Origin of the sequence: Nocardiopsis sp. EMB25 (assembly GCF_026797795.1) — a bacterium.
Classification (GTDB): Bacteria; Actinomycetota; Actinomycetes; order Streptosporangiales; family Streptosporangiaceae; genus Nocardiopsis; species Nocardiopsis lucentensis.
Genome location: NZ_JAMTDN010000001.1, coordinates 2,347,269 through 2,367,132 on the forward strand (window position 1 = coordinate 2,347,269; position 19,864 = coordinate 2,367,132).

At 73.9% G+C, this 19,864-nt stretch carries 15 protein-coding genes; 10 read left to right on the forward strand and 5 right to left on the reverse strand.

Features of this window, described 5'->3' with window-relative positions:
- Positions 1–5: 5 nt before the first annotated feature.
- Both KIK06_RS10090 and gndA read left to right on the forward strand, forming a co-directional pair.
- The gene (locus tag KIK06_RS10090; protein WP_268642960.1) at positions 6–1,652 is read left to right on the forward strand and encodes an amidohydrolase; all 1,647 of its coding nucleotides are present in this window, start codon (positions 6–8) and stop codon (positions 1,650–1,652) included.
- 164 nt (positions 1,653–1,816) lie between these two features.
- Positions 1,817–3,256: an NADP-dependent phosphogluconate dehydrogenase gene (gene gndA, locus KIK06_RS10095; RefSeq protein WP_268642961.1), complete on the forward strand. Its 1,440-nt coding sequence runs from the start codon at positions 1,817–1,819 to the stop codon at positions 3,254–3,256.
- 11 nt (positions 3,257–3,267) lie between these two features.
- Here gndA and KIK06_RS10100 read toward each other — a convergent pair whose 3' ends face one another.
- Positions 3,268–4,122 (reverse strand): PaaX family transcriptional regulator, encoded by an 855-nt coding sequence (locus KIK06_RS10100; RefSeq protein WP_268642962.1) that lies wholly within the window; start codon positions 4,120–4,122, stop codon positions 3,268–3,270.
- Positions 4,123–4,297: 175 nt separating this feature from the next.
- Between KIK06_RS10100 and KIK06_RS10105 the strand changes: the two genes are divergently transcribed.
- The 6 genes from KIK06_RS10105 (at position 4,298) to KIK06_RS10130 (ending at position 11,370) form a co-directional block, all read left to right on the forward strand.
- Positions 4,298–5,227, forward strand: a complete 930-nt coding sequence (locus KIK06_RS10105; RefSeq protein ID WP_327084642.1) for an SDR family NAD(P)-dependent oxidoreductase — start codon at positions 4,298–4,300, stop codon at positions 5,225–5,227.
- Positions 5,227–6,117, forward strand: a complete 891-nt coding sequence (locus KIK06_RS10110) for a 4-hydroxyphenyl-beta-ketoacyl-CoA hydrolase (protein WP_017599839.1) — start codon at positions 5,227–5,229, stop codon at positions 6,115–6,117. Before KIK06_RS10105 ends, KIK06_RS10110 begins: the two co-directional genes overlap by 1 nt.
- Positions 6,110–7,627: an acyl-CoA synthetase gene (locus KIK06_RS10115; RefSeq protein ID WP_268642963.1), complete on the forward strand. Its 1,518-nt coding sequence runs from the start codon at positions 6,110–6,112 to the stop codon at positions 7,625–7,627. Before KIK06_RS10110 ends, KIK06_RS10115 begins: the two co-directional genes overlap by 8 nt.
- A gap of 166 nt (positions 7,628–7,793) precedes the next feature.
- Positions 7,794–8,252: a MaoC family dehydratase gene (locus KIK06_RS10120; protein WP_268642964.1), complete on the forward strand. Its 459-nt coding sequence runs from the start codon at positions 7,794–7,796 to the stop codon at positions 8,250–8,252.
- Positions 8,253–8,383: 131 nt separating this feature from the next.
- Positions 8,384–9,760, forward strand: coding sequence for an MFS transporter (locus KIK06_RS10125; RefSeq protein WP_268642965.1), 1,377 nt, complete (start codon positions 8,384–8,386; stop codon positions 9,758–9,760).
- Positions 9,761–9,876: 116 nt separating this feature from the next.
- A complete protein-coding gene (locus KIK06_RS10130) occupies positions 9,877–11,370 on the forward strand; it encodes a benzaldehyde dehydrogenase (protein WP_268642966.1) in 1,494 nt (497 codons plus the stop codon).
- On the opposite strand, the gene KIK06_RS10135 is transcribed toward KIK06_RS10130, so the two are convergent.
- Complete coding sequence (locus KIK06_RS10135; protein WP_268642967.1) at positions 11,358–12,356, reverse strand: helix-turn-helix domain-containing protein; 999 nt, start codon at positions 12,354–12,356, stop codon at positions 11,358–11,360. The two genes, KIK06_RS10130 and KIK06_RS10135, sit on opposite strands and share 13 nt — an antisense overlap.
- A gap of 187 nt (positions 12,357–12,543) precedes the next feature.
- Here KIK06_RS10135 and KIK06_RS10140 point away from each other — a divergent pair, with 187 nt between their 5' ends.
- Positions 12,544–13,956: an amidase gene (locus KIK06_RS10140; protein ID WP_268642968.1), complete on the forward strand. Its 1,413-nt coding sequence runs from the start codon at positions 12,544–12,546 to the stop codon at positions 13,954–13,956.
- A 39-nt stretch (positions 13,957–13,995) separates the two neighbouring features.
- Here KIK06_RS10140 and KIK06_RS10145 read toward each other — a convergent pair whose 3' ends face one another.
- On the reverse strand, positions 13,996–16,677 hold the full coding sequence (locus KIK06_RS10145; protein ID WP_268642969.1) for a SpoIIE family protein phosphatase: 2,682 nt from the start codon (positions 16,675–16,677) through the stop codon (positions 13,996–13,998).
- A gap of 343 nt (positions 16,678–17,020) precedes the next feature.
- Between KIK06_RS10145 and KIK06_RS10150 the strand changes: the two genes are divergently transcribed.
- Positions 17,021–17,593 (forward strand): MarR family winged helix-turn-helix transcriptional regulator, encoded by a 573-nt coding sequence (locus KIK06_RS10150; protein ID WP_268642970.1) that lies wholly within the window; start codon positions 17,021–17,023, stop codon positions 17,591–17,593.
- Here KIK06_RS10150 and KIK06_RS10155 read toward each other — a convergent pair.
- Both KIK06_RS10155 and KIK06_RS10160 read right to left on the reverse strand, forming a co-directional pair.
- Complete coding sequence (locus KIK06_RS10155; RefSeq protein WP_268642971.1) at positions 17,590–18,291, reverse strand: gamma-glutamyl-gamma-aminobutyrate hydrolase family protein; 702 nt, start codon at positions 18,289–18,291, stop codon at positions 17,590–17,592. The genes KIK06_RS10150 and KIK06_RS10155 overlap by 4 nt on opposite strands.
- Entirely contained in the window at positions 18,288–19,778 is a 1,491-nt protein-coding gene (locus KIK06_RS10160; protein ID WP_268642972.1) for an aldehyde dehydrogenase, read from the reverse strand. The genes KIK06_RS10155 and KIK06_RS10160 overlap by 4 nt, the downstream gene beginning before the upstream one ends.
- Between the last annotated feature and the right edge of the window lie 86 nt (positions 19,779–19,864).

Genomic DNA, 19,864 nt, shown 5'->3' on the forward strand with positions numbered 1-19,864 from the left:
CACAGATGCACTCCCACCACGCCGACCTCGTGTTCACCAACGGCCCGGTGCTGACGCCCGGCGGCCCTCCGAACGGGGCCACCGCCGTCGCCGTGACCGGGGACCGGATCACCGCCGTCGACGCCTCGGCGGCGGACGACCTGACCGGCCCCTCCACCACCGTGGTCGACCTCGACGGGCGGCTGCTGCTGCCCGGCTTCCAGGACGCGCACGTGCACCCCGCCCCGGCCGGGCTGGAGATGGTCCAGTGCGACCTGACCGGGGCCGAGACACGGGCGCAGACCCTCGACGCCGTGGCCGCCTACGCCGCCGCGCACCCCGAACGCGCGTGGATCGCCGGGGGCGGCTGGTCGATGGAGGCCTTCGAGGGCGGCGCTCCGCACCGCTCGGACCTGGACGCCGTGGTCGCCGACCGGCCGGTGTACCTGCCCAACCGCGACCACCACGGGGCGTGGGTCAACGGCCGCGCGCTGGAACTGGCCGGGATCACGCGCCACACCCCCGACCCGGCGGACGGCCGGATCGAGCGCGGTCCCGACGGGGAACCGACCGGGCTCCTCCAGGAGGGGGCGATGGGGCTGGTCAGCCGTCTGGTCCCCGAGCCCTCGCCGGCCGACCTGCGCGCCGCGCTGCTGCGGGCACAGGAGCACCTGCACTCCCTGGGGATCACCGCCTGGCAGGATGCCCTGGTGGGTTCCTTCGGCGGGATCCCCGACCCGTCGGCGGCCTACGCGGAGCTCGCCCGGGAGGGGGCGCTCACCGCGCGGGTCGTCGGCGCGCTGTGGTGGGACCGCGGGCGTGGAGCCGAGCAGATCCCCGAACTCGTCGAGCGGCGCGCCGCCCTGACCCACGGGCGGTTCCGCGCGGACGCGGTGAAGCTCATGCTCGACGGGATCGCGGAGACGGGAACCGCCGCGATGCTCGACCCGTACCTGGACGGCTGCGGGTGCGCCACGGCCAACCGGGGCACGAGCTTCATCGACCCGGAGCTGCTCCCCGACCACGTCACCGAGCTGGACCGGCTCGGCTTCCAGACGCACTTCCACGCCCTCGGGGACCGCGCCGTGCGCGACGCGCTCGACGCGGTCGAGGCCGCTCGGAGGGCCAACGGCCCCTCCCCCCACCGCCCGCACCTGGCGCACCTGCAGGTCGTCCACCCCGACGACGTGCCGCGCTTCGCGGCGCTGGGCGCCACGGCCAACATCCAGCCGCTGTGGGCGGCGCACGAGCCGCAGATGGACGAGTTGACCATCCCCTTCCTGGGCCCCGAGCGGGCGGGGTGGCAGTACCCGTTCGGGGCGCTGCACCGGTCCGGGGCGCACCTGGCGGCGGGCAGCGACTGGCCGGTGAGCAGCGCCGATCCCCTGGAGGGCGTCCACGTCGCGGTCAACCGGGCTCTGCCGGGCTCGAGGGGGCCCGCCTTCCTTCCGGAGCAACGGCTGGACCTGGTCACGGCGATCACGGCGTACACGGCCGGCTCGGCCCGCGTCAACCGCCTGGACGAGACCGGCGCGCTCCGTCCCGGCGCCCTGGCGGACCTGGTGGTGCTGGACCGGGACCCCTTCGCGGGACCGGTCGGGGCGATCCACGAGGCCCGGGTGGCGCGGACGTACGTGGGGGGTGGACTGGTGTACGCGGCGCCCGGGGAGTGAGCGCGCCCGGGGTGTCCCGCCGGCCCACGCGCCCGGGACGCCCCGGCGGCCGGGGCCGACGCCCGGCGGCGACGCACGCGGCGCCCCGGGTGACCGGCCCCGCCGCGGCCGCCGTCCTACGCTGAGTCGCAGTTCGACTCCCAAAAGTCACAGGAGCCACACCTATGAGTACTCCAGCGCAGATCGGCGTCACCGGTCTGGCGGTCATGGGCCGCAACCTCGCCCGCAACCTGGCGCGCAACGGGTACACCGTCGCCCTCCACAACCGCACGTCCGCCAGGACGGACGCCCTCGTGGAGGAGTTCGGCCACGAGGGCGACTTCGTGCCCGCCCGCACCGCCGGGGAGTTCGTCGCCGCGCTCGAACGCCCGCGCAAGCTGGTCGTGATGGTCAAGGCGGGCCAGCCCACCGACGCGGTGATCGACGAGTTCGCGCCCCTGTTGGATCCCGGCGACATGATCGTCGACGGCGGCAACGCGCACTTCGCCGACACCCGGCGCCGTGAACGGGGTCTGCGCGAGCGCGGCATCCACTTCGTGGGCACCGGTGTCTCCGGCGGCGAGGAGGGGGCCCTGCGCGGGCCCAGCATCATGCCGGGCGGTTCGGCCGAGTCCTACGCGTCGCTCGGTCCGATCCTCGAGCGCATCGCCGCCAAGGCCGACGACGGCACGCCCTGCGTCTCCCACGTCGGACCCGACGGCGCGGGGCACTTCGTCAAGATGGTGCACAACGGCATCGAGTACGCGGACATGCAGCTGATCGGCGAGGCCTACCAGCTGCTGCGCGACGTGGCGGGCTACGCCCCCGGCCAGATCGCCGACGTGTTCCGCGGCTGGAACACCGGACGGCTGGACTCCTACCTGATCGAGATCACCGCCGAGGTGCTCTCCCACGTGGACGCCGCCACCGGTGCGCCGTTCGTGGACGTGGTCGCCGACGCCGCCGAGCAGAAGGGCACCGGCCGCTGGACCGTGCGGACCGCGATGGACCTGGGCGTGCCGGTGTCGGGGATCGCCGAGGCCGTCTTCGCCCGTTCGCTGTCCGGGCACACCGCGCTGCGCCACGCGTCGCGCTCGCTGGAGGGCCCCTCCGCCCAAGCGCTGTCCGGAGCCGCGGCCTCGGACTTCGCCGACCGCGTCGAACAGGCGCTGTACGCCTCCAAGATCATGTCGTACACGCAGGGCTTCCACGAGATCGCCGTGGGCAGCGACGAGTACGGGTGGGGTGTCGACCCGGGCGCGGTCGCGGCCCTGTGGCGCGGTGGCTGCATCATCCACGCCGCGTTCCTGGACCGCATCCGCGCCGCCTACGACGCCCGCCCCGACCTGCCGGGCCTGCTGTCGGACGAGACGTTCGCGCGGGAGGTGGCCGAGGCACAGGACGACTGGCGCGAAGTGGTGGTGACGGCCACCCGTCAGGGCGTGCCCGTTCCGGGGTTCTCCGCCGCGTTGGCCTACTACGACTCCCTGCGCGCCGAGCGCCTGCCCGCCGCCCTCGTCCAGGGGCAGCGGGACTTCTTCGGTGCCCACACCTACCGCCGCGTCGACCGGGAGGGCTCCTTCCACACGCTGTGGGGCGGTGACCGCTCCGAGGTGCGGGCCTGACACCGCCCGGGTCAGTCCGAGGGCGGCATGGGGACGGTGTCCAGGACCCGTTCGGCCTCGGCCCGCGCGGGCACGGCGTAGGTCCCGTGCAGCTCGTGCACCAGCTTCTGGGCGCGGACGGCGGGCCAGTCGTCGGGCAGGTGCGCGAGCGGGACGCGCGGGTCGCGGCGGATGGTCTGGAGCCAGTCGGTCATCAGCAACAGGAGCCGGGCCAGGTCGTCGGGCGCCTCGGGCACGGGGGCCGCGGTGTCCCACCGTTCCAGGAAGCGCCGGTAGCGGGCGGTGAGGTCGGCCAGGTCGAAGGCGTCGGCGATGATCCGCCCCACCTCGGTGGGCGCCGCGGGCCGGGCGTGGAACACACGGACGTTGTCGTCGATCCCGAGTCCGTCGATGACCTGGCACGCGTCGAGCTCCGACGGCGCGATCCACAGTCCGTTGCCCAGCGGGCCGAACCCCGCCCAGGTCAGGCGGGAGCGCAGGTCGTGGCGGTCGCGCTGGCGCCCTTCCGGCAGTGAGAAGGACAGCAGGGTCCACGGCGCGTCCGCGTCCTGGTTCACCACCCCGGTCGTCCAGATCCGCCGTTCACCGTCGGCGAGGATCTCGGCGCAGCGCCGGGTCAGCCCGTAATAGACCTGTCGGCCGTGCCGTTCCCGGTGGAAGTGGCCGCGCCGCGCCATGCGGCTGAGGGTGGAGCGGGCGGCGTGTTCGGACACGCCGACCCGGGCGAAGACGTCGATGAAGCTCCCGGAGGACACCCCGATGTCCCGGCCGAGCACGAAGTTGCCCAGGAAGCTCAGCATCAGCGACTGCGGGCGCGGTCGCGTCCCGGAGCCCTCGTCGGTCTCCGCGCACTCGTCGGTCGTCATGGTTCTCCCTCCGCCGTCAGCGTATCGGCGCCGCCGGACGAATAAAGTTAGGCAACTTCTTGACTGAGATCATAAATATGCCTAACGTCGTGGCCAACGGCGGGGTCAGGGTGACGCGCACCACCCCGACCACCCGCCGTCCCCCGCCACCACCGGCACGAACGAGGAGACCCCCATGACGGACAGCATCGACCTGGCGGGCAGGACCGCGCTGGTCACCGGGGCCGGGCGCGGACTCGGCCTGGCCTACGCCCGACGGCTGGCGGCCGCGGGCGCGGCGGTCGTGGCCAACGACGCCGACCCCGAGGCGGCCAAGGCGGCCGTCGAGACGATCACCGCCGAGGGCGGCGCCGCCGTCGCCGAAGCCGCGGCCGTCGGACCGGCCTCGACCGCACAGCGCCTGGTGGACCGGGCCGTGGAGGAGTTCGGCCGCCTGGACGTCCTGGTCACCAACGCCGGCGTACTGCGCGACCGCGTGCTGTGGAAGATGAGCGACGACGACTTCGACACGGTGATCGACGTCCACCTGCGCGGCACCTTCACCTGTGCCCGCGCCGCCGTCACGCACATGCGCGAACGCGGTGGCGGCGGGCGGCTCATCCTGGTCGGCTCCCCCGCCGGGCAGCGCGGCAACTTCGGGCAGACCAACTACGCCGCCGCCAAGGCCGGGATCGCCGCCATGGCCCGCACCTGGTCGATGGAGTGCGCCCGGGCCGGGATCACCGTCAACGCCGTCATCCCGGTCGCCGCCACGGCGATGACCGAGACCGTCCCCGCCTTCGCCCCCCACGTCGAGGCCGCCCGCGAGAGCGGCCGCCCCCTGCCGGGCTGGCTGCGCAAGGGCGAGGGTTTTGGCACCCCCGAGGACGCGGCCGGGCTCGTCGCCTTCCTGGCCTCCGACGCCGCCGCCTCCGTCACCGGCCAATGCGTCGGCATCGGGGGCGACCGCCTGTCCCTGTGGTCGCACCCGGCCGAGAGGGTCGTCGCGCTCACCGACGGCGGCTGGGACGCGGGGGAGATCGCCGCCGCCTGGCCCGCCACACTGGGCCGTGACCCCGAGAGCGTCGGCGTCCCCGCCCCGACCGACCCGGAGGCGGGAGCCTGATGGGCATCGACCCCGACACCGTCACCGCGATCGACGTCCACACCCACGCCGAGGTGTCCGCCGAGGGCCACCAGTCCCTGGACGACTCCCTGCACGACGCCTCCAGCGCCTACTTCGGGACCGACGCCGCGCACCGCAGGCCGACCCTGCCCGAGATCGCCGCCTACTACCGCGAGCGCCGCATGGCGGCCGTCGTCTTCCCCGTCGACACCGAGTCCACCACCGGGCTGCCCGCCGTCCCCAACGAGGAGGTGGCCGAGGCCGCCGCCGAGCACCCGGACGCGCTCATCCCCTTCGCCAGCATCGACCCCGCCAAGGGGCGTCTGGGCGCCCGGCAGGCGCGCAGGCTGGTCACCGAGTACGGCGTCCGCGGCTTCAAGTTCCACCCCAGCCTCCAGGAGTTCTTCCCCGACGACCGGTCCGCCTACGTGCTGTACGAGGCCCTGGAGGAGCTGGGCGCCGTCGCGCTCTTCCACACCGGACAGACCGGCATCGGCGCGGGCGCCCCCGGCGGGGGCGGCATCCGCCTGAAGTACTCCAACCCCCTGTACGTGGACGACGTGGCCGCCGACTTCCCCGGGATGCCGATCATCATGGCCCACCCGTCCTTCCCCTGGCAGGACGAGGCGCTGTCGGTGGCCGTGCACAAGCCGCAGGTGTACATCGACCTGTCCGGGTGGTCGCCGAAGTACTTCCCGCCCCAGCTGGTCCGCTACGCCAACTCACTGCTCCAGGACCGGGTGCTGTTCGGCTCCGACCACCCCGTCCTGTCCCCCGACCGCTGGCTGGCCGACTTCGAGCGCCTGGACATCAAGCCCGAGGTGCGGCCCAAGATCCTCAAGCACAACGCGGCCCGGCTGCTGGGCCTGAAGGGCGGCGGCGATGCGTGACGAGGGGATCGGCTCCTGGCCCGCGCGGCGGGCGCGCTCCTGCCCCGAGCGCACCGCCCTCGTCCACGGGGAGCGGTCGTTCACCTACGCCGAACTGCACGAACGCGTCACCCGGCTGGCGGCGGCGCTGCGCGGGCTCGGGGTGCGCCGCGGCGACCGTGTCGCCTACCTGGGTGCCAACCACCCCGCCCTGGTGGAGACCCTGTTCGCGGCCGGGACGCTCGGTGCGGTGTTCGTACCGCTCAACACCCGCCTGGCCGTCCCCGAGCTGGCGTACGCGATCGAGGACTCGGGGTCGTGCGTGCTGGTGCACGGCGCCGAGCAGGCCGAGGCCGCCGAAGGGCTGCGCGACCGGACGGCGCCGCGCGTCCTGGTCCCGGTGGACGACGACGCCCCCGACGGCTACGAGGCGCTGATCGCCTCCTCCCCCGCCGCCCCCGTGGACGAGCCGGTCGGCCTCGACGACACGTGCATGATCATGTACACGTCCGGCACCACCGGGCACCCCAAGGGAGCCGAGCTCACCCACGGCAACATCACGTGGAACTGCGTCAACGTCCTCATCGACGTGGACGTCACCGTCGACGAGGTCACCCTGGTCACCGCTCCCCTGTTCCACACCGCCGCGCTCAACATGACCTGCCTGCCCACCCTGCTCAAGGGCGGCCGCGTGATCGTCGAACCCGGCTTCGATCCGGCACGCGTCATCGAACTGTTCACCGCCCGGCGGGTCAGCTGGATGTTCGGCGTTCCGGCCATGTTCGACGCGCTGGCCGCCCATCCCGGCTGGGCCGGCGCCGACCTGTCCTCCCTGCGTGTCCTCATGGCGGGCGGCGCCCCCGTCCCCGAGTCCACCATCGCCGCCTACCAGAGGCGCGGGCTCACCTTCCTCCAGGGGTACGGCATGACCGAGACCGCGCCCGGCGTGCTCATGCTCGGCGCCGCGGACAGCCTCCGCAAGGCCGGGACGGCGGGTCGGCCGAGCGTGTTCACCGACGTGCGGATCGTGCGCCCCGACCTGACCGACGCCGCCCCCGGCGAACCCGGGGAGATCGTCGTGAAGGGGCCCAACGTGATGCGCGGCTACTGGGGGCGGCCCGACGACACCGCCCGCGCGCACACCGCCGACGGCTGGTTCCGCACCGGCGACGTGGCCACGGTCGACGCCGAGGGCTTCGTGCGCGTCGTGGACCGCGCCAAGGACATGATCATCTCCGGCGGGGAGAACGTCTACCCCGCCGAGGTCGAGAACGTCCTGCACGACCATCCCGACGTGCTCGAGTGCGCGGTCATCGGAGTGCCCGACGAACGCTGGGGCGAGGTCGGCCGCGCGGTCGTCGTCCCCCGTCCCGGGACCGCCCCCGCCGAGGGGGACCTCCTCGCCCACTTCGAGGGCCGTCTGGCCCGCTACAAGACGCCCAAGTCCGTGGTGTTCACCGACGAACTGCCACGCAACGCCGCCGGCAAGCTCCGCAAGGCCGACCTGCGCCGGGACCACGGCGCCCCCTGAGCGCCGCGCCCGCGCTCCCGCGCGGCACGACCGCGCGCACCCGCGCCCCGTTTCCGTGCCCCTCCTCCGATACGTCCCGTTCCCGCGCGCCACGACGGCGAGCCCGTCCCCGACCGTCCCCGGACCCGCCCCGGGTCCCGTCCACCACACCCCGAAGGACACACCCATGCCGACCACCGTCACCGGACTCGACGAACTGCGCGCCGCCGCCGGCTCGGACCTGGGCCACAGCCCCTGGCGCACCGTCGACCAGCAGCGGATCGACACGTTCGCCGACGCCACCGACGACCACCAGTGGATCCACACCGAACCCGAGCGGGCCAAGGAGGGCCCGTTCGGCGGCGCCATCGCGCACGGCTACCTCACCCTCTCCCTCGTCATCCCCATGTTCGGGGAGGTCCTGGAGATGAGGGGGATCGACATGGCCGTCAACTACGGCCTCAACAAGGTGCGCTTCCCCTCCCCCGTGCCGGTGGACTCGCGCGTCCGGCTGACCGCGCGCCTCGCCGAGGTGGCCGACGTCAGGGGCGGCGTGCAGGCCACCGTCGACGGGGTCGTCGAGATCGAGGGCTCCGACAAGCCCGCCTGCGTCCTGCAGGCCGTCTACCGCTACTACGGCGACTGAGCCTCCGGCCCGCGGGATCACCGCTCGGCCCCGACCCCGCGGGCCGTCCGCCCCTCCCCCGTTCCGAACCGGAACCCACCCCCGGCCGCACCACGGATCCCCGGCACCACCCACGAGAGGACGACTCCCCCATGACCTCCTCCGCACCCCCTCCGGTTCCACCGCCCGCCCCTCGTCCCGGCCCCGGGGCCGACCCGCGCGAGATCCGCCGCGTCGCCCTGTCCAGCTACATCGGCACCACCGTGGAGATGTATGACTTCCTCCTCTACGGCACCGCCGCGGCGCTGGTGTTCGGGCCCCTGTTCTTCCCCGACCTCGACCCGCTCATCGGCGTGATCGCCTCCTTCGGCACCCTGGCCGCCGGGTACGTCGCCCGGCCGCTCGGCGGCATCGTCTTCGGCCACTTCGGCGACCGGCTCGGCCGCAAGCGGATGCTGCTCACCACGATGATCCTCATGGGCGCGGCCAGCACCCTGATCGGACTGCTGCCCACCTACGAGCGCATCGGCCTGGCCGCCCCGGTGATCCTGGTGGCGCTGCGCGTCGTGCAGGGCGTCGCCGTCGGCGGCGAGTGGGGCGGAGCCGCCCTGATGACCGTCGAACACGCGGCGCCCGGCAGCCGCGGGGCGTGGGGCGGCGTCACCCAGATGGGCGCCCCCACCGGGGCGGTGCTGGCCACCCTGGCCCTGGCCCTGGCGGGACTGCTGCCCGACGAGCGGTTCCTGGCCTGGGGGTGGCGTGTGCCGTTCCTGGCCAGCGTGGCGCTGATCGGGGTCGGGCTGTTCGTCCGACTGCGGATCAGCGAGAGCCCGGTGTTCGCGCGGTCCGGGTCCGACGCCGGGTCCGCTCCCGTGCCCTCCGGTCCCGCCCGGGGCCGCCTGCCCTTCGTGGAGGTCCTGCTCACCCGGCCCCGGAACCTGGTGCTGGCCGTGGTGGCCGGGATCGCCCCGTTCGCCGCCCAAGGCGTCTTCACCGCCTTCGTCATCTCCTACGCCATCGGCATCGGCTACGACCGGTCGGTCGCGCTGACGGCCGTCGTCGTCTCCTCCACCCTGGCCATCGCCCTCACCCCGCTCTACGCCCGGTTGTCGGACCTGGTCGGCCGCAGGCCCGTCTACCTCGGCGGTGCCCTGGCCGTGGCGGTCACCGCCTTCCCGGCGTTCTGGCTGGTGAACACCGGTGCCGTGGCCGGGCTGATCGCGGGGGTGGTACTCGCCCACGCCATCGCGCTCACCGCCATGTACGCGCCGATGGCCGCCCTGCTGGCCGAGATGTTCGACACCCACCTGCGCTACACCGGAGCCTCGGTCAGCTACCAGAGCGCGACCGTCCTCGGCGCGGGGCTCAGCCCGATGATCGCGGCGTCGGTCCTCACCGCCGCGGGCGGCGGCACCGCCACGCACGGCGTCTCGTGGATGCTCGTGGCCGCCGGACTGGCCAGCGCCGTCGCCATCTGGTTCACCGGGGAGACCGGTCGCCGCGACCTCACCGACATCGACGCCCGCTGAGCCGTTCCGTGTACCGGGGTCGGTGGGCGGGAACCTGTCCTTCGACGTTCCATGTCGCCCACCGACCCCGAGCACCCCCCATCGACAGCGGTACCGACGGCACCGGAGGACCTGGCTTGACCGAGCGACCGACGACCGAGACCCCCGCCCCCGCCCACGACCTGCTCGACCCGAAGGTCTGGACCGGGCGCCTCTTCAGCGGCGGCTGGCGCGACGCCGCCGACGACGCACCCGTCACCGAACCCGCCACCGGCGCCGAGCTCGGCCGCATCGGCCTCGCCGCCCCCTCCGACGTGGGCAGGGCCGCCGAACAGGCCGCCTCCGCCCAGCGCGACTGGGCCGCCCTCCCCCACCGCGAACGAGCCCGGGTGCTGCGGCGCGCCGGGGACCTCCTGGAACGCCACGCCGACCAGGTCCGGGACTGGCTGATCCGCGAGTCGGGGTCGGTCGGGGCCAAGGCCGACGTCGAACTGTCCGCCTCCGTCCGCGAGTGCGAGGAGGCGGCCGCGCTGGCCTCGGCGCCGCTGGGCGAGCTCCTGCCCACCGAGCAGGACCGGCTCTCCATGGCCCGACGGGTGCCGGTCGGCGTCGTCGGTGTGATCGCGCCGTTCAACTTCCCGCTGATCCTGGCCATGCGCTCGGTCGCACCCGCCCTGGCCCTCGGCAACGCGGTGGTCCTCAAGCCCGACCCCCGCACGTCGGTGTGCGCGGGTGCGGCGATCGCCCGGCTCTTCGAGGAGGCCGGTCTGCCCGAGGGCGTGCTGCACGTGCTCCCCGGCGGCGCCGATGCCGGGCAGGCCCTGGTGACCGACCCCCGCGTCCGGGTCGTCTCCTTCACCGGGTCCACGGCGGCTGGCCGTGCCGTGGGCGAGCTCGCCGCCCGCCACCTCAAGCGCGCCCACCTGGAGCTGGGCGGCAACTCGGCGTTCGTCGTGCTCGACGACGCCGACCTGGACGCCGCCGTCGGGCTGGGCGCGTGGGGGTCGTTCCTGCACTCGGGACAGATCTGCATGTCCTCGGGCCGTCACCTGGTGCACTCCAGCCTGGTCGGGGAGTACGTGGAGCGGCTCGCCGCCAGGGCGAGGTCGCTACCGGTCGGCGACCCGGCCTCCGACCAGGTCGCGCTGGGCCCGATCATCGACCGCCGGCAGCTGGAGCGGGTGCACGACCTGGTCGTCGCCTCGGTGAGGGCGGGGGCGCGGCTGGCCGCGGGCGGCACCCACGACGGGCTGTTCTACCGGCCGACCGTGCTGGCCGACGTCACCCGGGACATGCCCGCCTACGCGCTGGAGGTGTTCGGCCCGGTCGCCCCCGTGCTGGCCTTCGACACGCTGGACGAGGCGGCCGAACTGGCCGCCGACAGCGAGTACGGACTGAGCCTGGGCATCACCACCGCCGACGTGGGCAGGGGGATGGCCCTGGCCGAGCGGATCCCCTCGGGGATGGCGCACATCAACGACCAGACGGTCAACGACGAGGCGACCGCGCCGTTCGGCGGGATCGGCTCCTCGGGGGTCGGCCGGTTCGGCGGTCCCAGCGCCAACGTCGAGGCGTTCACCGAGACCCGGTGGATCACCGTGCGCGGACGGGCCGCCGCCTACCCGTTCTGACGGAGGGCGGATCCCCCGGCGCGATCCCGGCCGGCCCCTCCGTCACGGGCCGGTGCGGGGTCGGCCTCCAGCGCCTGTTGGCGGAAGCGGCGTGGGGAGACGCCGAACCGGGCCCGAAAGAGCCTGCTGAGATGGCTGGCGTCCCTGATCCCCCAGCGGGCGGCCACGGCGTAGACGGGCAGGCGCATCAGGTCGGGGGCGGCGAGGTCGCGGCGGACGCGGTCCAGCCTGCGGCCGCGGACATAGCCGTTGACCGTCTCTCCCTGGCTCCGGAAGAGCGCGTGCAGGGAGCGCACCGAGACGTGGTGGGCCGCCGCGATCGACTCCGGCGACAGCTCCTCCCCCAGGTGGCGGTCGATGTGGTCCAGGACCCGGTCGAGCAGGGCCGCCCGGTGGTCGGGAGCGGTCCCCCCGTGGCCCGACTCGCGGATCAGGGTACGGAGCACGGCGGTGAGGTGCTCTCCCATCTCCCACCGGGCCACCGGCCCCAACCGGTCGGCCAGGCGGGTGGTCTCGGTCAGCATCGCCGTGAGGATCCGCCCGCTCGGCAGGCGCGACAGCTCCGGGTCGGCGGTGATCCGCCCCGCGCACTCCGGTGGGACGGAGTGCTCCGGCAGGCCCAGCAGGAGGTATCGGTGGTGTGCGCCGAGGTGGAGCCGGAAGGGGCGCTCACCGCTGTAGAGGACGAAGTCCCCCGGGGCGAGCGACGCCCGGCGGCCGTCCTGTTCCAGGGCGCCCCGGCCGTCCATGAGCAGGCCGAGGGCGTGTCCGCGGTAGCGCGCCGCCGGAGAGACGCGGGAGACGACGCTCATCCCGTGGTCGCCGCTGATCTCGCAGGCGCCCACCTCCCCGAGACGGTACGACCGCGCCCGGCCGGAGCCCTCGGCCCGCACCAGCACGGCGTCGGAGGCCCGGTTCCCGGCGGTGGCGACGGTGTCGAGGTACCCGAAGACCAGCGCGCCGTCATCGCCGTGTTCGATCCGCACGACACCTCCCGAGCAGGCTCCGTGATTCCTTGAGAGGAGACAAGTGTGCGCTCCTGTACCAGTCCGGCGGCTGACACCTCCCGATACTTCCGGAGCGGGGTGCCGCGCGTCCACCGGGGCGGCCGCGACCGCCCGCCGACACGCCGGCGCCCCTCCTCATCCGACCCACGCCATGTCTGGAGTGCCCATGGATCCGTTCTCCTCCGCCGTCGACCTCGCCGCCGCGGTCCGGAAGAAGGAACTGAGCCCCGTCGAGATCGTCGACGCCTGTCTGGACCGGATCGACCGGTACGACCCGGACGTCAACGCCTTCGTCTGGCGGGACGACGAGGCGGTGCGGGCCGCGGCCCGCGCCGCCGAACGAGCCGTGCTCGACGGTCGCGACCTGCCGCCCCTGCACGGCGTCCCGATCCCCGTCAAGGACCTGACGCGGGTGGCGGGCCAGCCCGCGACCTGCGGTTCCCTGGCGCTGTCCGACACCGCCGGCACCGTGACCGAGCCGGTGGTGTCGCGGTTCCTGGACGCCGGACTGCTGCTCATGGGGCGGACGAACACCCCCGAGATGGGGCTGCTGACCGACACCGACAACCGCCGCTACGGCGCCACCCGCAACCCGTGGGACACCACCCGCTCCCCCGGCGGGTCCAGCGGAGGCGCGGCGGCGGCCGTCGCCGCGGGTATGGCGCCGGTCGCGCACGCCAGCGACGGCGGCGGTTCCATCCGCGTGCCCGCCTCCGCCTGCGGCCTGGTGGGGCTCAAGCCGAGCCGGGGCCGGGTCCCGCAGTCGCTGATGCTGTGGGAGCACGCGACGACCGAGGGCGCCGTCACCCGCCACACGCGCGACGCCGCCGCCCTGCTGGACGCCATGTCCGTCCCCGACCGCCTGGCCATGTACCAGGCTCCGCGCCCCGAGCGGCCGTTCGGCGAGGAGGTGGGACGGGACGCGGGACCCCTGCGGATCGGTCTGCTGACCAGCGCGCCGACCGGCGTCCCGGTCGACCCGGAGTGCGTGGCCGCCGCCGAGCACACGGGGCGGCTGCTGGAGTCGCTCGGCCACAGCGTGTTCCCCGTCTCGCCCCACCTCCTCAGTCCGGAAGTGTTGTTGGGGTTCGCGTGGACCGTGCTGGACGCGGCGCTGTGGGCGGTGCCCTACGAGCGGCCCGACCTGCTCGAACCGCACACGCGCCGCCGGATGGAGCGGGCCCGCGTGCGCCACTCGGGGACCTACACCGGCACGGTGGCGCTGCTCCAGCTGGAGTCGAGGGCCGTCGTCGCCCAGTGGGGCCGTGACTTCGACGTCCTGCTGACCCCGACGATGGCCTGTCCCCCGCCCGCCTCGGGGCGGTTGCGGGCCGAGGCCGACGCCGCCCGCGACGAGCCGGGCACGCAGGAACTCCAGACCGTCTCCTTCACCGCGTTCTGCAACGTCACCGGACTGCCCGCGGTCAGTCTGCCGACGTACCGGTCATCCTCCGGACTGCCGATCGGCAGTCAGCTGGTCGGCGGACCGTGGGAGGAGGCCGTGCTCATCCGCCTGGCCTCCGCTCTGGAGGAGGCCGAGGACTGGACCGGCCGTCACCCCGTCGACTTCACGGCCTGACCGGGCCGGGCGGCGGTCCCGGCCCCTCGCGAGCCCCGCCTACACCACGTCCAGCCACGCCCCTTCCGACAGCTGGCCGTTCGGGGACTGTTCGGCCCAGATGACCTTGCCCTCGATGGTGTAGCGGGTGCCCCAGCGTTCGGCGAGCTGGGCGACGAGGAACAGGCCGCGGCCGCCCTCGTCCATGCTGGCGGCGTAACGCAGGTGCGGGGCGGTGCTCGCGGCGTCGGAGACCTCGCAGATCAGGCAGCGGTCGTAGATCAGTCGGACCCGGATCGGGCCGCTGCCGTAGCGGATGGCGTTGGTGACCAGTTCACTGAGGATCAGCTCGGTGACGAACACGCTCTCGTCCAGCTCCCAGGTGGTCAGCTGCCGGGTGACGGCGGCACGGACGGGAGCGACGGCCGCGGGGTCCGTGGGCACGTCCCATTCGACGACCCGGTCCGGGGGCAGCCTGCGCGCGCGGGCGATGAGCAGGGCGACGTCGTCCTCCGGCCGATCGGTGAGCATCGAACCGAACACCTCCCGGCAGGCCTCGTCCGGTGGCTGTCCGGCGGTGGCGGCCAGCGTCCGGCGCAGCCGGGTGAGGCCGGAGCCGATGTCCCGGTCGCGGTCCTCCAGCAGCCCGTCGGTGTACAGGACCAGTTGGCTGCCCTCCGGCAGCAGCAGCTCCTCGGCCTCGAAGGGCAGGCCGCCCAGGCCCAGGGGCGGCCCGGCGGGCAACTCGGGGAAGGTCACGTCGCCGTCGGGGCTGACCAGGGCGGGCAGCGGGTGGCCGGCGCGGGCCAGGACACAACGGCCGGAGATCGGGTCGTAGACGGCGTACAGGCAGGTGGCTCCGACCAGTCCGTCGGCGGCGGTTTCCTCGGAGGCTCCGTCGAGCACGGCGGCCTCGGACTCCTCCAGGTCGATGCGGGTGACCAACTCGTCGATCCGCGCCAGGAGTTCGTCCGGCGGCAGGTCCAGGGTGGAGAAGTTGTGGACGGCGGTGCGCAGACGTCCCATCGTGGCGGCGGCGTGCATCCCGTGGCCGACCACGTCGCCGACGACCAGAGCCACGCGCGCGCCGGACAGCGGGATGACGTCGAACCAGTCGCCGCCCGCCTCTCCGGCCTGCGCGGGCAGGTAGCGGTGGGCGACGTCGAAGGCGTTCTGTTCGGGCAGCCCCCGGGGGAGGAGGCTGCGTTGCAGCGCCACCGCCATGGTGTGTTCGCGGGTGTAGCGGCGGGCGTTGTCGATGCAGATCGCCGCGCGGAGCGCCAGCTCCTCCGAGAGGGACAGGTCGTCCTCGTCGAAGGGGGCGGGCTCGCGCGAACGGAGGAAGGTGGCCGTTCCGAGCACGCTCCCCCGGGCACGCAGCGGCACCGAGATGAGCGAGTGGATCCCGTACCCGACGATCCTCTCCGCGCGTTCGGGGTCCTGGGCGCGCCAGGCGGGGGCGTCGGTCAGATCGGGCAGCAGCACGGCCTCCCCGCTGCCGATCCCCCTCGCCTGCGGGGTGGACGCCACGAACTCGATCAGTTCCCCCACCGGGTAGAGCGGCGGGTCGTCCCGAACGCCGCGAAGGGCGACCCGGCGCACGACGGTACTGTCGGGGCCGGGTTCCTCGCCCCGCAGCACGGGGTCGGCCAGGTCGATGGCGATGAAGTCGGCGAACCGGGGGACGGCCACCTGGGCCAGTTCCTCGGCGGTGCGTCGCACGTCCAGTGTGGTGCCGATGCGCCCCCCGGCGTCGTACAGCAGCTTGAGGCGCTTCCTGGTCAGTTCGGCCCTCTCGGACAGCACGCGCAGCTCCGTGGTGTCCCGGAGCGTCATGACGCTGCCCGGCGGCCCTCCCCGCAGGTCCGTGGTCCGTTGGTTGACGGCCAACAGCAGGTCTGCGGCGGGGTGCACCTCGTCGGTGGCGCTGCGCCCGGAGACCAACAGCGTGGCGATGGAGGTGGGCAGGCGCAGATCGTCGACGTGCCGGCCGACGGCGTCCGGGGGCAACCCGAGCAGCCGGTCCGCCTCGTCGTTGGAGAGCAGCAGGCGACCGTCCCCGTCGGTGATCAGGACAGCCTCCTTGACGGAGTGCAGGACCGCGTCATGGTGCTCGTACATCCTGGTCATCTCGGCCGGCCCCAGTCCGTGCGTCTGGTTGCGCAGCCGACGTCCGATCAGCGCCGCCCCGCCCGTCGCGAGGACGAGCGCGACGGCCGCGCCGCCGATCAGGAGGGGCAACTGCCTGGCGGCGGTCGCGCCGATCCTCTCCAGCGTGACGCCGGCGGCCACCAGGCCCACGACCTCGCCGTCCTCCGAGGTGACGGGGACCACGGCCCGCACGGAGGGGCCGAGGGTGCCGGTGTAGGTCTCGGTGACGATCCCTCCGGCGGCGGCGGGCTCGATGGTGCCGATGAAGGTCTGCCCGATGCGGTCCGGGTTCGGGTGGGTGTAACGGGTGCCCTCAGGGGTCATCACCACGATGAAGTCGACACGCGACCGTTCCCGGGCCGCCTCGGCGAGCGGCTGCAGCACCGCCGACGGATCGGGGGACTCCAGTGCCTCCTCCATCCCCGGTGCCCGCGCGAAGGTCTCGGCGACGGCCAGTGACCGGACACTCGCCCCCCGCTCGCTGTCGTAGCGGCTCTGCAGCACCAGGGCCACCGCGCCCAGGGCGACCAGCACCACCACGACCAGCAGTTGGAGGGCGAACATCTGACCGGCGACACTGGGCGCGCCCATCCTGAACCGGGGACTCCCGTCACTCCGGACCCACAAAACACGTGGACGGAACTGCGACATGGCGCATCGCCTCTACAGGATCGGACACCCTTGTACATCCATCATCGCCAATATCCCCACTAACCACCCGTCGCAGTACTAACTCGTCCTTCAACCTGCTTGCTTGTCTCCAGGGCCGCTGGTGGCGCTGGCCCGTTCGTCTCCGGCGCCCCGCGACGGGAGGCCGGTCCTGGTCCGCGCCTCCGCCAGAGACACCAACACCTCACCCACCCGTTGGGACCCGGACTCGAACGGGACCTACAATTTGACACCGAACGACCCCGCGTCGAAGGAGCGTGCCCGCGTGCCCAGCCAGCGATCCATCACCGAGGCCGAGAAGCTGGCTCGGGCCAAGCTCGGCGGCGTCCCGATCCACCGGGAGCAGATGGCCGCCGTCGCCAACATCTACCGCGCGGCCTCGGCGGTGCGCCAGCACCTGGAGAACACCGTGCTGCGCGACAGCGACCTGACGTGGACGGCGTTCGTCGTGCTGTGGGTGGTCTGGGTCTGGGGCGAGTCCGAGACGCGCACGGTGGCCGAGGAGGCCGGGATCTCCAAGGGGACGCTCACCGGGGTGGCCCGCACCCTGGAGTCGCGGGGGCTCCTTCGGCGCTCGAAACACGAGACCGACGGCCGCCTGGTGCTCCTCGCCCTGACCGAACGGGGTGAGGAGTTGATGGGCCGGGTCTTCCCCGCCTTCAACGAGGAGGAGGCCTTCGTCACCGCCCGGCTCAGCGACGAGGAGTGCCGCGGACTGGCCGACGTCCTGCGGCGGGTGGTGGTCCAGGTCGAGGAGCACGGCGAACAGCGCAGGCTCGAACTGCTCGACGGCGCCGAACCCGCTCCGCGCCGCAGCGGCCGCCGCCCGCGCCCCTAGGCCCGCCGCGAGGCGGCCACGAACGCCGCGAACAGCCGGTTCTGGGCGGGGTCGGTGCGCGCGGTGTCCTCCGGGTGCCACTGCACGGCGGCGCACCATCCCCGGCGCCCGGGGAGCTCGAGCGCCTCCACGGTGCCGTCGGCCGCGCGCGCGGTGACGGCCAGGCCCGCGCCGAGCTCGGCCACCCGCTGGTGGTGGTAGCAGGACGCCTCCACCTTGCCCACGCCGGTGGCTGCCGCCACGAGCGAGTCGGGCTCCAGGGCGACGGGGTGGACGACGTGGCGGTGCTCGTGCCCGGGGCCGCCCATGTCCTGTTCCAGGGTGCCGCCCCGCACGACGTTGACGACCTGGAGGCCGCGGCAGACCGCCAGGAGCGGAACGTCCGCCTCCAACGCCCACCGGGCCGCGGCCAGGTCGAAGGCGTCCTGCTCGTCGTCGACGTCGTACACGCCGGCGTGCGGATCACACTCGCCGTACAGGTGCGGGGCGAGGTCGCCTCCGCCGGGCAGCAGGAGGCCGTCGAAGCGCGCGAGCCGCCCGCCCGCCCCACCGGGGTCGGCGGGGTGGAGGGTGACGGGCTCGCCCCCGGCGCGCCAGACGGCCTCGACCAAGGCGCGGGCGTTGACCTCGGCGGCGTACCGCAGGGCGGACGCGGAGGCCGAGAAGCGGGCGGGGACGGCGATGAGCGGCCGGGTCACAACTGGATCCAGGTGGTCTTGAGCTCGGTGTACTTCTCCAGGGCGTGGACGGACTTGTCGCGGCCGTTGCCGGACCGCTTCATCCCGCCGAACGGCACGGTCAGGTCACCCTCCTCGTAGCAGTTGACCCACACCGTCCCGGCGCGCAGGGCGCGGGCCATGCGGTGCGCGGTGGACAGGTCGGCGGTCCACACCCCCGCGGCCAGGCCGTAGTCGGTGTCGTTGGCGAGGGCGACCGCCTCATCGGGGCTGTCGAAGGCGGTCACGGCCAGGACGGGGCCGAACACCTCCTCGCGGGCCAGGCGGGAGGAGGGGGCGACGCGGTCGAACACCGTGGGTTCCAGGAAGGTTCCGCCGGTGTCCTCCAGGGTGCGCGCCCCGCCGGTGCGCAGGCGCGCGCCCTCGTCGCGGGCGGCGCCGACGTGCCCCAGGACCCGTTCGAGGTGGGCCGCCCCGGCCAGGGGGCCCAGGGTCGTCGCCGGGTCGAGGGGGTCTCCCGGACGCAGGGCCCGAGCGTGGTCGACGACGGCCTCGGTGACGCGTTCGGCGATCGAGGAGTGCACCAGCAGGCGGGAGGGGGCCGTGCACATCTGCCCCTGGTTGAAGAAGATCCCCCAGGCGGCGGTGGCGGCGGCCCGTTCGAGGTCGGGGGTGTCCGGGAGGATGATGTTGGGCGACTTCCCGCCCAGCTCCAGCCAGACGCGCTTGAGGTTGGAGTCGGCCGCGTAGCGCAGGAAGTGGCGGCCCACGGCGGTGGAGCCGGTGAAGGCGAGCACGTCGACGCCTGGATGCAGGCCCAGGGCCCGGCCGGTGGCGGGGCCGTCACCGGTCACGACGTTGAGGACGCCGGGCGGCAGCCCGGCCTCGGTGGCCAGGCGCCCGAGCGTGAGGGCGGACAGGGGGGTGGCCTCGGAGGGTTTGAGCACCACGGCGCAGCCCGCGGCGAGGGCGGGGGCGATCTTCCAGGAGGCCAGAGTGAGGGGGAAGTTCCACGGGACGACCGCGCCGACGACCCCGGCGGGTTCGCGGGTGACGAGGGCGAGTGCGGCGGGGTCGGTGTGCGGGATCTCGTCGGCGAGCTTGTCGGCGAGCTGCCCGTACCAGCGCAGGGTGGCGATGGCGGCACGCAGTTCGATGGCGTGGGAGTCGGTGACGGGCTTGCCCATCTCCAGGCTGACGGTGAGGGCCAGGTCGGTGCGGTGCTCCTCCAGCAGGTCGGCCAGGCGCAGCAGCGCGCGGCCCCGGTCCGCGGGTGACAGGCGTGGCCAGGGGCCGGTGTCGAAGGCGCGGCGGGCCGCCGCCACGGCGGCGTCGACCTCGGCCTGGCCGCCGTCTGAGACCTCGGCCAGGACGCGGCCGTCACGGGGTGAGACCACCGGGTAGGTCCGGCCGCCGCCGGGTTCGGCGGCGCCGTCGATGTGGTGGTGCGTGGGCGGGTCGAGTGCCGCTGCGCGGCGCGTCAGCTCGTCGTGGGTGGTGTCCAGCACGTGTGGTCCCCCGGGTCGGGAAATATGTTTGAACCCAAACGATATGACCCCGACGACCCCCGCACAAGGCGTCCGCGCATATCATT